This is a genomic window from Cohnella sp. LGH, assembly GCF_017671885.1.
GTDB classification, from domain to species: domain Bacteria; phylum Bacillota; class Bacilli; order Paenibacillales; family Paenibacillaceae; genus Cohnella; species Cohnella phaseoli.
In genome coordinates, this window is the sequence record NZ_CP072117.1 from 4,670,284 (window position 1) to 4,684,525 (window position 14,242).

14 protein-coding genes and 1 riboswitch are annotated in these 14,242 nt (G+C 50.8%); of the genes, 4 read left to right on the forward strand and 10 right to left on the reverse strand.

Annotated elements, in window-relative coordinates; translation table 11 throughout:
- Window positions 1-1,350: a TrkH family potassium uptake protein gene (locus J4772_RS20090; RefSeq protein ID WP_209071132.1), complete on the reverse strand. Its 1,350-nt coding sequence runs from the start codon at window positions 1,348-1,350 to the stop codon at window positions 1-3.
- Between the two features lie 66 nt (window positions 1,351-1,416).
- Window positions 1,417-1,597: riboswitch (cyclic di-AMP (ydaO/yuaA leader) on the reverse strand.
- 250 nt (window positions 1,598-1,847) lie between these two features.
- Between J4772_RS20090 and J4772_RS20095 the strand changes: the two genes are divergently transcribed.
- Window positions 1,848-3,548, forward strand: a complete 1,701-nt coding sequence (locus tag J4772_RS20095; protein WP_209071133.1) for a CPBP family intramembrane glutamic endopeptidase — start codon at window positions 1,848-1,850, stop codon at window positions 3,546-3,548.
- Here the strand turns inward: J4772_RS20095 and J4772_RS20100 are convergent.
- From J4772_RS20100 to J4772_RS20120, 5 genes are read right to left on the reverse strand one after another with little or no spacing between them, the layout of a single operon-like run.
- Window positions 3,508-4,569, reverse strand: coding sequence for a sensor histidine kinase (locus tag J4772_RS20100; protein ID WP_209071134.1), 1,062 nt, complete (start codon window positions 4,567-4,569; stop codon window positions 3,508-3,510). The genes J4772_RS20095 and J4772_RS20100 overlap by 41 nt on opposite strands.
- The gene (locus tag J4772_RS20105) at window positions 4,559-5,251 is read right to left on the reverse strand and encodes a response regulator transcription factor (protein ID WP_209071135.1); all 693 of its coding nucleotides are present in this window, start codon (window positions 5,249-5,251) and stop codon (window positions 4,559-4,561) included. Before J4772_RS20105 ends, J4772_RS20100 begins: the two co-directional genes overlap by 11 nt.
- Window positions 5,252-5,289: 38 nt before the next feature.
- On the reverse strand, window positions 5,290-5,904 hold the full coding sequence (locus J4772_RS20110) for a class I SAM-dependent methyltransferase (RefSeq protein WP_371822681.1): 615 nt from the start codon (window positions 5,902-5,904) through the stop codon (window positions 5,290-5,292).
- On the reverse strand, window positions 5,901-6,587 hold the full coding sequence (locus J4772_RS20115; protein ID WP_209071136.1) for a phosphatase PAP2 family protein: 687 nt from the start codon (window positions 6,585-6,587) through the stop codon (window positions 5,901-5,903). The genes J4772_RS20110 and J4772_RS20115 overlap by 4 nt, the downstream gene beginning before the upstream one ends.
- A gap of 36 nt (window positions 6,588-6,623) precedes the next feature.
- Window positions 6,624-7,358 carry a YkoP family protein gene (locus J4772_RS20120; RefSeq protein ID WP_209071137.1) on the reverse strand — a complete coding sequence of 245 codons (735 nt, stop codon included), beginning with the start codon at window positions 7,356-7,358 and terminating at the stop codon, window positions 6,624-6,626.
- 293 nt (window positions 7,359-7,651) lie between these two features.
- Here J4772_RS20120 and J4772_RS20125 point away from each other — a divergent pair, with 293 nt between their 5' ends.
- Entirely contained in the window at window positions 7,652-7,804 is a 153-nt protein-coding gene (locus J4772_RS20125; RefSeq protein WP_209071138.1) for a hypothetical protein, read from the forward strand.
- 25 nt (window positions 7,805-7,829) lie between these two features.
- Window positions 7,830-8,717 (forward strand): hypothetical protein, encoded by an 888-nt coding sequence (locus J4772_RS20130; RefSeq protein WP_209071139.1) that lies wholly within the window; start codon window positions 7,830-7,832, stop codon window positions 8,715-8,717.
- Window positions 8,718-9,432: 715 nt separating this feature from the next.
- On the opposite strand, the gene J4772_RS20135 is transcribed toward J4772_RS20130, so the two are convergent.
- The 3 genes from J4772_RS20135 to uvrC form a co-directional block, all read right to left on the reverse strand.
- Window positions 9,433-9,693, reverse strand: a complete 261-nt coding sequence (locus J4772_RS20135) for a hypothetical protein (protein ID WP_209071140.1) — start codon at window positions 9,691-9,693, stop codon at window positions 9,433-9,435.
- Between the two features lie 456 nt (window positions 9,694-10,149).
- Window positions 10,150-10,626, reverse strand: coding sequence for a hypothetical protein (locus J4772_RS20140; RefSeq protein ID WP_209071141.1), 477 nt, complete (start codon window positions 10,624-10,626; stop codon window positions 10,150-10,152).
- A 164-nt stretch (window positions 10,627-10,790) separates the two neighbouring features.
- Entirely contained in the window at window positions 10,791-12,782 is a 1,992-nt protein-coding gene (gene uvrC, locus J4772_RS20145; RefSeq protein WP_247741206.1) for an excinuclease ABC subunit UvrC, read from the reverse strand.
- A 229-nt stretch (window positions 12,783-13,011) separates the two neighbouring features.
- On the opposite strand from uvrC, the gene J4772_RS20150 reads away from it, so the two are divergent.
- Entirely contained in the window at window positions 13,012-13,164 is a 153-nt protein-coding gene (locus J4772_RS20150; RefSeq protein ID WP_116062218.1) for a YqzM family protein, read from the forward strand.
- A 70-nt stretch (window positions 13,165-13,234) separates the two neighbouring features.
- Here J4772_RS20150 and J4772_RS20155 read toward each other — a convergent pair whose 3' ends face one another.
- Entirely contained in the window at window positions 13,235-13,831 is a 597-nt protein-coding gene (locus J4772_RS20155) for a GNAT family N-acetyltransferase (RefSeq protein WP_209071143.1), read from the reverse strand.
- Between the last annotated feature and the right edge of the window lie 411 nt (window positions 13,832-14,242).

Sequence of the window (14,242 nt, forward strand, 5' to 3'; positions counted from 1 at the left end):
TTAACCAATAATAATTTTGCCTTCGGCATAGCGGTATAGCTGTCTCCCGGATCTGGGTCCCAGAGCATAGGTAAGCGTAAGCGGCCCCAATCGTCCCATGAACATTAAGAGAGTAATGGTCAGCTTTCCTGCCAGCGTTAGGTTTTCAGTCAGTCCCATCGATAATCCGACTGTACCGAAGGCCGATGTGGCTTCGAACAAAATTTTCAGGAAGCTTGCATCCTCAGTCGTTGCCAGAATCATCGTTCCAAGCATAACGATGCCGATACAAAAAAGCGTAACTGTGACCGCTTTGTATACCCTCTCCTGAGCAAGGCGAAGCCGGAACAGCACCACGTCTTCTTTGCCGCGAATCATTGCTAATACCGCGCCCACGAGAACTGCAAACGTCGTAGTCTTAATGCCTCCGCCAGTGGAACCCGGCGAAGCCCCGATAAACATCAAAATGATAATAAAAAATTGCGTCGCTTGACGAAAGTCGGAAATACTTTCCGTCGTTACTCCTCCGGAACGAGTCGTAACTGAGTGAAATAGCGAGCTTAACACTTTCTGCCCAAAGCTATCCTCAGCGATTGAGCGAGTATTCGTAAATTCGAAAATCAGAATAATCAAAGCACCTATCACGATCAGAGCCGCCGAAACGCTGAGTACGACTTTCGTGTGCAGCGAAAATTTCTTCTTTTTCCGAACCTCGAACAAATCGGCAAGCACGATAAAGCCGAAGCCCCCCAAAATGATCAGCAGCATCGAAACAAAATTCATGTAAACGTCCGAAGCGTACTTCGAGAAGCTGCTGAAATCCCCGGACAAATCGAAGCCCGCATTGTTGAAAATAGAAATCGCATGAAATACGCCATGATAGAGCGCCCGGCCAAGCGGCATATCGATTGAGAAGCGGATTGTGTACAACAAAGCTCCGACCAGTTCCAGCGCCAATGCGTAGAAAATGACTTTGCGCACGAGTCGGACAAGTCCCTCTATGCTGCCTTGGTTCAGCGATTCCTGCAATATCAGCCTTTCCTTAAGGGAAATCCGCCTGCGCAACATGAGCGCAAACAACGTCGCCATCGTCATAAAGCCGATACCGCCAATCTGAATCAGCAGCAAGATGACCCAGTGGCCGAACGTCGAGAAATAGGAGCCCGTATCAAACAGCACAAGGCCGGTCACGCATGCTGCCGAGGTTGCGGTGAACAAAGCGTCCACGAAGGAAGTCGGCTCCCGGCTCGCCGATGCGACGGGCAGCATTAGCAGTACGGTTCCCGTCAATATAATGAAAGAAAATCCGAGCAGCAAAATTCTCGGAGGAGAGGCATATAGCCATCTCGCTGCTTTTTTGAACAAATTCATCCACCTCGACTGCTTTTTTACGCAAACAAAAAAAGCACTGGAACCCCAGTGCCTACACTGCACGCGATTCCTGTTCGTATAACGCCTACGAGGTTAGCTGTCGGGTTCGGGCTCGAACAGGCTGCCCTATCCTTCCGCGTCGATCGCGATGGAATTCACCCCGGGATGTTCGAATACAATAGTGGTTGTACACGCCATCCGTTGGTTCCCCCGTTTTCTGCAAGCAGAAACTCGGCCGTTCTATCGTAAAAAGACGTACCATCGAATTATAGTCCTTACCCCGCGGAGGAACAACGTCAAAAAGGGGGCAATCCGGCTCGTTTAAGCGGTTGTATGCATAATTCTCCGGGGGATTTGGCATCGGACAGTCATTATCGCTTCGTTTGCTTTCATTTTCGCTGAAAATGCGAGATACTTAATGAAAAAAACGGTGAAGCGAAGCGCGAAGCCACTGTATCCGTTTACTTGAAATTTTTGCAGGCGAGGAGAGAAGCCGTATGATCGAAAATCGACCGCTTCCGCTGGACAAACGTTGGGTTTGGACGGCCGCGATCGGGCTAGCGTTTTTTTTACTGATACAAGTGTTCCCCATATCGGGGCAATTGTTCTCCATGAATACTTCCACCGTGCTGACAAGAGCCGAAGTGGAGCAGCGGGCGATCGTTTGGGCCGCCGACAAATTCGGCGTGGCAGCCTCGGATATTAACAAAACGACGGTAACGCATATGACCGATAGCCGGACGAACGGCTACTTGTCCAAGCAAGCGTTGACGGGCGAATACGATAAGCTGTGGGCCGCAGCGACTCCGACCGACGTCTACGTCGTGGAGCTGTACGTGAACGGCACGCCGGGCTCTTTGGCCGTCTCGCTCCATATGGAATCAGGCGATCTGGTCGCTTGGCGTCATGTCGAAGAGTCCTCCGGCCGCGATGGAGACGGACCGGCATCGGAGGAGAAGGCGACGGCCGATCAAGCGGCCAACGCGCTTCAATACGCCTCCTCATTCGGCATTCGTTCAGGCGATTGGGAATGGACTGGCGTTCGTCTCGCCAGCGGCGGCTTCGAGTACGCTTCCCGGCAAGACAACATTGGAGAAGCGAAGCTGCTGCTTCAAGTCGACTCTCCTTCTACCGTCGGTTCAACCCCCTCCGCAAGCTGGCAGGGCGGCACAGTCGCTTACCGGGTCGAGCTGCCGAAATCGTTTATCGATTATATGGACAATCAGGAGCAATGGGCCTCTATGCTGTCCGTATTCGGCTTCATTTTGCCCCAAGTGCTGCTGTTCATTCTGGCGATTATCTATACGGGTACCCACGGAGGACACTCTTCCTACCGCCGAGGCATTTTTCTGGCGCTCGTCTTTTTCGCGCTGTATGCGGGACTGACCTATAATATGATTCCGGGCCTGAGAGCGGGAACGTGGGAGGCGGGAATCCGCGGGGGGGATACTGTCAGTGTGACGGTCAGCCTCGTTACCTATGCGGCAATGGCGCTGCTTACTTATTTCTCGGCTGTGGGCGGCGATGGCCTGTGGAAATCGATGGGCCGGACGCTCTGGCCGAGATGGCGAGAATCCGGATACGGGGAAGCCGTGCTGAAGAGCATGAAAGAAGGCTATTTCCTCGCCTTTATTTTACTGGGCGCCCAATCCGTCATTCTGCTTCTGTTGGAAAAAAGCTTAGGAGCTTTCGCTTCGAGCGATGCGACGCAATCGATGTACAATATGACCATTCCTCTGCTGCTGCCGCTGATGGCTTGGTGCGCGGGCATCTCGGAGGAACTGCAGAGCCGGCTGTTCGGGATCGGCGTTTTTCGCAGCTGGTTCGTCGGTCTCGCGCGTAAGCTGAAGGGCCGCGAGCCTTCGAAAAGAACGGTAGTCGTTCTGACGACGCTCGCCATCGTGCCGCCGGGATTGTTCTGGGCGCTGGGTCACGTCGGCTATGCGGTTTATCCGGTTTACACGCGCGTTATCGAGCTTGTGCTGCTTTCCTTCCTGTTCGGCTGGTTTATGCTTCGCTTTGGCTTGATGACCGTCATTTTCGCCCATGTGACGCTTGATGCGATTTTAATGGGAATGCAGATGATGTTCGACGGCTTGCCGGGCGATTTCGCCGGAGGCGTATTCAGCTTAATCTTCCCCGGCCTCGTCGGCATCGTTATTTGGCGGCTTCATGGGGCAATTCGACCGAAAACCTGAAGCGTCCGTTCTCGTGCACGACCGTCGCGCGGCCGCCGTGAAGCTCGGCGATGCCGCGCACGATCGCCAGCCCCAATCCGGCGCCGCCCGGAATGCCGCTGCGGTTCGTTCTTGATTCGTCCGTTTTGTAAAATCGTTCGAACAACCGCGCCTCCTGCTCCTTCGTAATCGGCTCTCCCTCGTTCTCGACGGAGATGACGGCCCTCCCTGCCGTTTGCGTCAACGAAACGGCGATGGTCCCCGGCTGTAACGAAAATTTCAGCGCATTCATCAGCAAATTATCAACCGCTCTGCGAACTTGCTCCGGATCAAGTCGAACAAACAGCGGAGCTTCCGGAAGCTCCGCGATGACAGAAAGCCCGCTGCTGCGGGCAAGCGGTTCGATTTCGACAAGCAGCTGGTTCAGCATTTTCCGCAAATCGACGATCCGCATTTCCGCCCCCGGACCCTGAACCAGCCGCGCGTACTCGAACAGCTCATCGATCAGATCTTTCAGCTGCAAAGCTTTGCTATGCGTATTGCCGACAAATCGATCGTACTCTCCTTCATCCCGGAACGCCTTCCCCTTTAGCAGCTCCAGGTATCCGATCAAGCTTGTCAGAGGCGTTCTCAGATCGTGGGATACTCCTGTGATGAGCTCCATTTTCGCCTTCTCCGCCTGTCGTTCCTTCTCGATCAACTGCTCCAGCTGCCCGGCCATGACGTTGATATGCTCGGCGACGACTCCCAGCTCATCCTGTCTGCCTGCCGGGATGCGATAGGCCAGATTTCCCCCGGCGATGCGGCCAAGCCCTTCGGACAGCATGCGCAGATGTGCAATCGTCGACCGGGTGAGCCAGAAAAAAACGGCGGCGAAGGAAACGAAAAAAGCAAGCACGGAGGCGGGAACTCCGAAAATCATTCCGGTCGGAATCGCGATGGAAGCGCCCATCCCGGCACTCAGGCTGGCGACGAACGTCCAGAGCATTCGAAAACGGATGCTTCTGCGGCCGGATAACACGGATAGCCAGTTATTTTTCAACTTTGTAGCCGACCCCCCACACCGTTTTGATATAACGGGGCTCGCGCGGATTGTCCTCGATCTTCTCTCGCAGGTTGCGGATATGAACCATCACGGTGTTGTCCGAATATCCGGTGGGCTCCTTCCACACCTTCTCGTAAATTTTGTCCGCGTGGAACACTTGGCCCTTATGGCTCGCCAACAGCTCCATAATCGCGAATTCAAGCGGGGTCAGCGAGACCTCCCTGCCTTTGACGGTAACGCGGTGGCGCGCGATGTCGACGACCAGATCGTTCACATAGATGGCATCGGAGTTATCCTCCTTCGGCACAGCCATTCCGGAACGGCGAAGCTGCGCCTTCACTCTTGCGAGCAGCTCCAGCGGACTGAACGGCTTGGCGACGTAATCGTCGGCGCCGATCGACAGACCGGTAATTTTGTCGATCTCCTCCTGTTTGGCCGACAGCATAATGATCGGTATACCGGAGATTTCGCGAATTTTCATGCAAGTCCGAATACCGTCGAGCTCCGGCATCATTACATCAAGCACCACCAGATCGACCTTCTCGCTCTCCAGCCTTTCCAGAGCTTCAAGCCCGTGCTTGGCCTCCAACACCCTAAATCCTTCATTGCGTAAAAACACATGAATAACATCGCGAATTTCCGCTTCGTCATCGACGACCAATACGGTTTTCGGTGGCATCTTCCGCTGTTCTCCTTCGTACCGACTGTTTTCTCCTTTTATTGTAAAACGGAAACGGCAGCAGTGGAAAGCGGCAAATCGTCGAATCTCGAAGCTTCCTCTTTCCTGCAAACGTACACGAAGGCCGGCGGCATGTTCCAGGGAACAAATTTGATCGTTTCAAGTTTGAAGTAGTGAGATAATCGCTTCTTCATCTGAAGGGAGTACTGGAAAGCGATAAACAGGCCGCCCGGCTTGAGCGCCTCAATCACCTGACGCATCAACTCGTCTCGTAAGCTTGCGGGAAAATTGAAGAAGGGCAAACAGCTGACAATACAGTCGAGCTGCTGCGTGCCGTTGCGCTCCATTACGCGCAGCAGATTTGCCGCATTGGCGGCCCGCTTGAAGCGCGGATATTTGTCGGCCAGCCGACTTCGCATTCGCGAATCCATCTCGAACAAATATACCTGCGTATCCGGTCGCACCCGTTTCGCAATCTCTCTCGTTACGGCGCCTGTGCCCGAACCAAGCTCCGCAACCGCACCAACGGAAGTCCACGGCACGGCTTCGACCATACATTGGGCGAGAAATACCGAGCTTGGCACGATGCTGCCGATTTGCTTCGGCCGACTCATAAACTTGCGCAAAAACAATCGCGCTTCTTCGCTCATCATGTTCGAGAAACGCTCCTTTCGTTGGAGAGCTTCTCGCGGGCTGTTTTCAGCAGCAGCGGCATCAGCTCGCCTGCAAGCCAGAACACAAGCTTGGCGGCCAGAAGTCCTCCCAGTACATCCGCTAGAACATGCTGCTTGATAAACAGCGTTGAAGCAATGATGGAGGCTCCGAAAATCGCGAGCGGAATTTTTGTCCCCCAGCCCAACACCCGAGATCCGTAAATCATCAGCGCACTGGTCATCACATGTACGCTTGGGAAACAGTTATACGGCTGATCGTTCGCGTATACGAACTGAATCAAGCGATTGAACACCCCGTCCGCCGCCACATCGGGACGCGGTACGGTCGTCTGGAAGAATAGAAATACGAGATTGGACAGCAGCAGCCCGAGACACATCGCCAGCAGCGTGCGGTAATATTCCTGCTTGTCTTTTCGCAAAATCAACACAAAGACAAGCAGCAAAAACGGATACCACAGCACATAGGGCAGTGCAAATGCCGGAATAAGCGGCGTCATTCGGTCGACTTCGGTTACGAGCGACTGCGCGCTATCGTTCGGACGATTTTGCAGCACATACAAAACATTGATTGCGGGAATGGCCAGTAGTGCGAGTAGCGGCTTCCAAGCCTTCTTTCCGCGTTCGGCCGTCGTGTCGGCCGAATCGGAATAATTCGGGGTCATCGGACATTTCCTCCTTCAAAAGATGGAATGCTCCGATCATAAAGCAGAAATATAAGGATCGGCCGGAGAACAATCTGAAGATTTTATAAAGAATCGGTCTGACGTCCCCTGCAACTCGTGCGCCTCTTCCCGTTTCGGGAATTTAGCGAGCAGGTTAGCGCGCGTGCTGACGAGCATGACCGGCGTCAGCTTCTCCCTGCTTCGCCCGCTCCGATTCAGGCCCTCCGGGTGAAGGAAGCGCAGCAGCAGCTTTAAGTACGCAGCAGTCGCTCGCTCGAACAGCTTCGAAGGAAGCGGTCTCTGTTCGAAGCCAAGACCGTGCGTCAAACCTCGGTGCAGCAGCGTCACGCCGACCAGCGCCTTGACGTTGCCCAGCTCCGGCCTGCGCTCAAGCGCTTCGCCAAGCTCCCTGAGCGATGACCGGACGAGTCGAGCCGTCCGAAGCGCGGCCCGGTCCGCTCCATGCTCCCCGGTCAGCTCCAATACGAGCCGATTGTTCAGATGGAGCTCGCCGACCCGGTCTCCTTTCTCGATTCGCGTGCCGTCCTCGCAGACGAACGCCGCTCCTTTATGCTTTTTAACCAACAGCTTGCACATGCCGGCTTCGAGCGTATAGTCGCTCGTCATCGCCATCAGACGGGCCATCGCCCTCTCCCAGAGCATCCATACTTTTTGCCGCAGCTTTCCTGAAGCTTGATAACCCGATAACGTTCCTGTTCCGATAGAGCCCACACATGGGGCGTTGTCCGTTTTTGCTATGGAATGCGCCATTTGCTTTCAACCCGCTTTCGCTTGATTTGCGCCATAATCTCTTGTTTCGTTTTCATTTTATCCTCCCTCGGGACCTTATCCCATCGTTTAGCGTCGGGTTTGCGCGCCGTCTTTCGTCCAGTCTTCTCTAGACCGAGGTCTTGGTCGGCCTCCTTCTGCCTCGTCGGTTTACCTTGTGAATTTAAAGCGGAAACGCCGCTCTATTTGCGCCGATGCGTCATTTTGGAACCATTTAAGGCGGGTTATCCCCTTTAATTTCCTCTTTTTTAACTATTACAAGGAGGAACATAACGATGGCTAATAGAAAGAATATGAATATTGCGAATGCTTTGCAAGAATTGAAAAATGAAATTGAGTCTACGAGCCGACTATTAGAAATAATGGAATCAATATTAGCGAGGAATGCGGAATCGAATAGTAGCAAGGTTTACAATTTGGATAATTAAGTCCTTCCATGTCGGAGGTGATCTGATGCCGAAGCCCTTAACTGAGAATGAGGTCAACCGATTTATTCAACTGTTAGATGATAGGCAACGAGCCTTTCTCGAAGACTATGTGAAACAAAGCAAAAAGAGCAAATGGTTGGAGCAGTTAGCTCGGAAAAAAGGCATCGTTGTTCTTCAGGACAATATGTCCACGAAGGACATTTGGAACAAAATAAATGATTGGGAGCTAAAGGAGATTTTAGACGGTGGATATGGAGAACGTCCCTATCGATGTGAATGCGGGATGCCGCTTCGTTTTTGCTTCGTTGTTCACCATCGTCAAGAAAATAAAACTTATAGACTCGGAGAAACTTGCTTAACAAATTATACGATGCTATCTCCCGATCTTATCAAAGATATAACCAACGGATTTCACACCATTGATCTTGAACGCGATGATATTCTAATCAAGTTTGAATGGGGCTGGCAGTTACCTGAGCATTATGAGGGTCTCCCTCTACCCGATTCCGTAATGATGCAGATTGAGGTTGGTCTTCCCTTATCCGTGAAACAATTGGATAAAATTGAGCAGCAATTCAAGAACGAGTTACAACGAAGACGAAGAGAACAAGAAATAGCAAGGTTAGCCCAAATACGAGAACAACGATACAATAGAGGTTCTTTTTCTCGTCAAGCATCAAGTGCCTCTACTGAATCTTCTGAGAAAATTACATACGAAGTCGTATTGTCTCGACACTTGGAACAGTTGAAGCAAATACGGGAAAATGAGATTATACTCAAAAGTCCTCAAATGCAAACAAAATGGAAAAACGTTCAGCAAATGATTAAGGACTTAAAGGGCGGATTGATTTTCGATTACTCCAAATTCCTTATGCAGATGTTCGAGTTGCTGTATTATTTAGGGTTGTATTGAGAGTACGGAAAAAAGAAAACCAAGCGGATGCTAATTTTAGGCATCGCTTGGTTTTTGATATTTTATAAGTCTGAGTCGCGAAGTTGCTCCTCGCAGCCTACAATTCTTGTAAGCTCTGGTTTTGGATAGCCAAGCCGACTGGTCTTTTGAGAACACCACCAGCAAGAACAATGAATCTTTCCTTTGGCGAAGATCCCGTCATATTTGACGAACCATCCCCACTGATTGGATAAACGTTTTTTGCGTTGAATGACCCGCTTCCTATGGTGTCGAATACTCCCTCGTCTGCGGTTACTTCTAAATGGCTTCATCACCGTCACGCTCCCTTGGGAAAAGGCTCCGCCCGCAGGAAGTTCAAGGGTATGCTTCTACGAGCAGAGCGTGATGGCAATCTTAATCTCGTGTAAAGACATGATATCCCTCCAAGAAGAACAATCAATCGGAGTTATGAATCCACATCGTTTCAAAATCAACTTTCCATTTGGCTTTCATCATAAAATCAATGCCGAGTATTCCATCGAAGCCATAAGGCTCTTGAACTACCCCCAGCTGTACGGGGAATGTTTCCAATTGAACATGCTCGATTCTTAAATGAGGAATGACCTGTTCGTAGCAGCACATCCTGTATCGAACAAGACATTCGACAGTTGAATGGTTTGGTCATTATGCGTTAAGGTTAAGGAGACAATTAGCAATCCATTATGGAGACGTATGTTCATGTGTGCTGCCGCACTCCTGAGAATATTTCTTCCACGACCCCAACATCGGTTCGGCTGGTATGGAAAACGTACAACTCTCGTGATGGATATAACTTGTGAAAGTGTTTGTACCCGCTCCAGGCTTCTTGTGGATTGTCGTAATCTTGAATAACGGTCATGTCCTCAAGATGGCGTAATTGATTGTTTGAACTGGCTTTTAAAGCTTCTACCAATACAAAACGGCTCGGATGTTGTTCCATGATTTTTTCCCATTGCATCAGCCTCACCTCGCATGATCGTTTGATTTTATTATAGCATAAAGAGCTATCCTTGAAGAAAAATAGTCGTCCCGATTATAGGATGCTCGTTCTAATCAGGTAGACGCGAGTGCGGATATTTTCATTATATGGTACAATCTAGTTCTAAAGTCACAATCAATATTAACTGATTCAGTAGCGTTTCATAAACAGTGACATAACAACTATCTGAATTGTCAGAAATCTGCCCCCTCCGGTTAAGAGCTAAAAACTCAAGGGGCTCCTGTTCAGGCAGTCTTTGTCCATTTGGAATATGCATCCATTTAAAGAATTCGCTTCTATCTCTGGTTTCTGACTACGACGTGGCGAGCTTCTTTTGTCGCCCTTTGGATGTTCGACTTGGCTTCCAATTTAGTGCAGCTTCAAGCTTCTTGAGCGGCTTCCACAATAATGTCTTCAGCAAATCCATCAGTTCCGTCAAATGAGTGATTCGGCGCGATCTCCAGCTTCATCAAGAGTAACAAGCAGTAGGCGATCAGGCACACCCAAATTTGGTTCATCACCGCATTTTCTTCGGTGCCGTAGAAGCAGGTCAGCTTCAAATTCTGCTTCACCCAACGGAAAAAAATCTATCAGGCATAAACTGATCGTTGTAGAATCGATGACTTTCACCGGGCCGGCAGCTTGAACACTGGGAGACTGAACACGATGCAATCGAGTGAGGAGATCGCACAAGATGGATTGAAGCACTTCCGGATCCAACTGGTTGTTCTTGCGCGAGAGCTGTGCTGCACTGATCGAAGTAATACCGAGAGCCTGCTGAAATTCTTCATCGGCTTGAAGCTCGCGCATGATGCCTCGCAGCCCTTTGCGGCGCTGCAGTTGAGCTTCAAAGATCGATGTGGAAAGCTTCTTCGTATAGCGGTCGAGGGACGTCGTGGTTGGCTTGAACACTTTCGTCACTCCATCTGCAAGGATTTTTATCCGTTCTCCATGCTTTCCTTTGCAAATGAATTCGACATAAAGTGGCTAAGACCCTTGTTGTTATGCGGTTCTTAGCCTCATTTTCACTATTCAGCAAGCCCTACTTAATTAATAAAGTCCAACCGGCCAGAGTCTCACTCTGCATTAAGCGTGTCAAGAATGCGCTGCGCCAGCGCCTCGCCAATCGATACGGCCTTGAAATCGTCGACGGAAGCTTCCTTGATCGCCTTCAGCGAGCCGAAGTGGCTCAGCAGCTGCTTCCTGCGCTTCTCCCCGATGCCCGGTATCGCGTCCAGCCGCGAGGCGACCATTGATTTGGCCCGCTTCTCGCGGTGAAACGTAATCGCGAAGCGGTGCACTTCGTCCTGAATGCGCTGCAGCAAGTAAAATTCCTGGCTGTCGCGCGGCAGAGGAACAACCTCGGGCGGATCGCCGACCAGCAGTTGCGAGGTGCGGTGCTTGGCGTCCTTCGCCAGACCGCAGACGGGAACGTCCAGCCCCAGCTCGTTGACAAGCACGTCCAGCGCCGCGGCGATGTGCCCTTTGCCGCCGTCGACAACGATCAGGTCCGGCAGCGCCAAGCCTTCCTTCAGCACGCGCTCGTAGCGGCGGCGCACAACCTCCCGCATCGACTCGTAATCGTCCGGTCCCTGCACCGTCTTGACGTTGTACTTGCGATACTCCTTTTTATCCGGCTTGCCGTCCGTGAACACAACCATTGCCGACACCGCCGAAGCGCCCTGAATGTTCGAGTTGTCGAACGCCTCGATGCGCGATGCGCACGGAATGCCGAGCCAGTTCGCCAGCCCTTCGGAAGCTTTGGCCGTCCGCGATTCGTCCCGCTCAATCAAACGGAATTTCTCCTCCAGCGCCACTCGGGAATTGTCGCAAGCCATTGCAACGAGCTGCCGCTTCGAGCCGCGGCGCGGGAACGCCGCCTTGATCTTCAGCCAGCGGCGCAGCGTCTCTCCGACCTCCGCAGCTTCGCCTTCTTCTTCCGTTTCGTACGCCTCCGCCGCTTCTTCAACCCCCGCGGCTTCTCCCTTTTCCGCCTCGCCGTAGCTTGCCTTCACCTCTCCAACCTTCGCGGTTTCACCAACCTTTGTCTCATGTCCCTCTGTCGTTTCTACAGAGGCTTGTTTGACTTCGGCAGCTCCCTCGATGGGGGTCGCTTTTTCCGTCGGTTCGCCCTCGACCGGAGGAGGAGGCAGCAGCACCTCGCGCGGCAGCGCCGGATTGTCGCTATAATACTGGGTTACATAGCTGAGAAAGTCGTCGTAAGCCTCCCCGTAAAACGGAAAAACGGACATGTGGCGCTGATTCATTTTGCCTTGGCGCATATAAAGAATTTGCACACACATCCAGCCTTTGTCGACCGAATAACCGAACACGTCCCGGTCCATCGCATCCGCCATATTGATCGTCTGCTTCTCCATCAGCGCTTCGATCGCCACAATCTGATCGCGGTATTCCTTCGCCCGCTCGAATTGCAGTTCCTCTGCCGCCGACTCCATTTTGCGCTTCAGCTCGCGCTTAATTTCCGTATGCCCGCCATTCAAAAACCGGGAAATCTCCCCGACCATGCCGTCGTAAACCTTCTGCTCAATCGTGTACTCGCAAGGAGCGACACATTGGCCCATATGATAGTACAAGCATACTTTGTCCGGAAGCGTATTGCATTTGCGCAGCGGGTACATCCTATCGAGGAGCTTTTTCGTCTCCTGTGCGGCGAAGGCGTTCGGATAAGGTCCGAAGTATTTCGCTTTATCCTTGATCACCCGTCTCGTGACTTCCAGCTTCGGATGCTTCTCGTTCGTGATTTTCAAGTAAGGAAACGATTTATCGTCCTTCAGCAGCACATTGTAACGGGGAAAATGCTCCTTGATCAGGTTGCATTCCAAAATCAGCGACTCCGTATTGCTGGCCGTTACGATATATTCGAAGTCGCGGATTTCCGAGACGAGCTTCTGCGTCTTGCCGTCATGACTGCCGTTAAAATAGGAGCGAACGCGGTTTTTCAGCACCTTCGCCTTGCCTACGTATATAATTTTGCCTTCTTCGTTTTTCATCAAATAGCAGCCGGGCTGATCGGGAAGCAGCGCCAGCTTGTTGCGAATGTTTTCCATCGCCTTGTCCCGACTTGCGGCAGCGTCCAGGATGTCCAACAAACGTACCTCCTTCTGATGTCCGGATAGAACACCCGTTCCTCCCATTGTAGCACATTCGCACGCCGTATCGCCTTATCCGTTTTTCCGTTGTCGCAAACTTGTCACCGTTCGTTCGGGGGAACACTTTACAACAAAAAGCGATGTTGGGTATACTGTAACTATCGAATGCGTGTCAGGAGGCTTATCAATGGCAAATGCAAATGTTACCGATCCGCGCCAGCATATCAACGAAGAGCCGCGCGACGATCTGTTCGACGTAGCGACGGGTTTTGGAGTGATGTTCGGCTTCATGTTCATCGTGTTCACTGTCGCGGTTGTCGTTAAATTCATCATTTCTTAATTTGCGAAAACAACGAGCAAGGGGCTGCCCAACGGGCGGCCCCTTTGTATTGAGATTCTTATCAATCCTCTTATATGTCACTTTCTATAAAATGAACAGCATATTTATTCCAGTATTCTTTATACACCCGAACGTTTTGCCCGTCAAAGTTTAATTGATACATTCGGAATGTAACCCGTATATCTTTAGGCTGCCATTGTTCTTCAAAGGTATATTTATAGCTCATGCCTAACTGCTTCATTACTTCGCCACTGCGAGGATTATTAATATCGTGGGTAGCCGTGATATACAGGAATCCATCTTTTTTTACCTGTTTAACAACAGCTCTGCATGCTTCTGTTACAATCCCTTTATGCCAAAATTCTTTTCTCAACCCGTACCCTAAATCGTGGTTCTCCTCAATGCTCACATTTACATAACCTATTGGGATATTATCTGCTTTTAAGCAAATTGCATATTTATATCCTTTTGATTGCTTGTAGGCTTCGATATATTTGTCTTTGAAAAACTTTTCGGCTTCTTCCAACGATTTCAAAGGAAACCATGGCAAAAAGGTATTCACTTCTTCATCTTTATAGATATCAAATAGAGCTTCTATGTCATTTTCAGTGAATTTTCTTAATATCAATCGTTCTGTTTCTAAAGTTGGCGCATTATGATTTTCCATGTGTGACCTCCTTTCAAGAAAGTTCCTTGTTCCCTTGGATGAATTCCTTCATGCGCTATTCCGTAAAAATGTAACAGGTACTTGCCGATTTTACCGCAATTCTCCCATCGGCTTCTTGAAACACTCGCCAATAGATCCGTTCTAAAACCTTGCCTTCCTCCGATAATGCGTATCCCTTTCCGATTTCCTCTGTACATGCCGCCGTTTCGGATGTCGTCCGGTAAACCGTGCCGTTAAATTGGACTTGCACCGGAACAAGGCTGCTGTCATAGTCATTGGCGACCGGCTCCGGCTGCTTAGAGCAGCCTATCAGCATAGAAAGGAACAGAATACATAAGCTAAATAATCGTAATCTCAGCTGTAAACTCCCTCCCAATCGACGAATTGTATTTACTTTACTATAACGCAATA

Coding starts and splice junctions, on each gene's coding strand:
- J4772_RS20090 (WP_209071132.1), bottom strand. CDS start 1,350: ATGAATTTGTTCAAAAAAGCAGCGAGATGGCTATATGCCTCTCCTCCG.
- J4772_RS20095 (WP_209071133.1), top strand. CDS start 1,848: ATGATCGAAAATCGACCGCTTCCGCTGGACAAACGTTGGGTTTGGACG.
- J4772_RS20105 (WP_209071135.1), bottom strand. CDS start 5,251: ATGCCACCGAAAACCGTATTGGTCGTCGATGACGAAGCGGAAATTCGC.
- J4772_RS20110 (WP_371822681.1), bottom strand. CDS start 5,904: ATGATGAGCGAAGAAGCGCGATTGTTTTTGCGCAAGTTTATGAGTCGG.
- J4772_RS20115 (WP_209071136.1), bottom strand. CDS start 6,587: ATGACCCCGAATTATTCCGATTCGGCCGACACGACGGCCGAACGCGGA.
- J4772_RS20120 (WP_209071137.1), bottom strand. CDS start 7,358: ATGGCGCATTCCATAGCAAAAACGGACAACGCCCCATGTGTGGGCTCT.
- J4772_RS20125 (WP_209071138.1), top strand. CDS start 7,652: ATGGCTAATAGAAAGAATATGAATATTGCGAATGCTTTGCAAGAATTG.
- J4772_RS20130 (WP_209071139.1), top strand. CDS start 7,830: ATGCCGAAGCCCTTAACTGAGAATGAGGTCAACCGATTTATTCAACTG.
- J4772_RS20135 (WP_209071140.1), bottom strand. CDS start 9,693: ATGCAATGGGAAAAAATCATGGAACAACATCCGAGCCGTTTTGTATTG.
- uvrC (WP_247741206.1), bottom strand. CDS start 12,782: ATGGAAAACATTCGCAACAAGCTGGCGCTGCTTCCCGATCAGCCCGGC.
- J4772_RS20150 (WP_116062218.1), top strand. CDS start 13,012: ATGGCAAATGCAAATGTTACCGATCCGCGCCAGCATATCAACGAAGAG.
- J4772_RS20155 (WP_209071143.1), bottom strand. CDS start 13,831: ATGGAAAATCATAATGCGCCAACTTTAGAAACAGAACGATTGATATTA.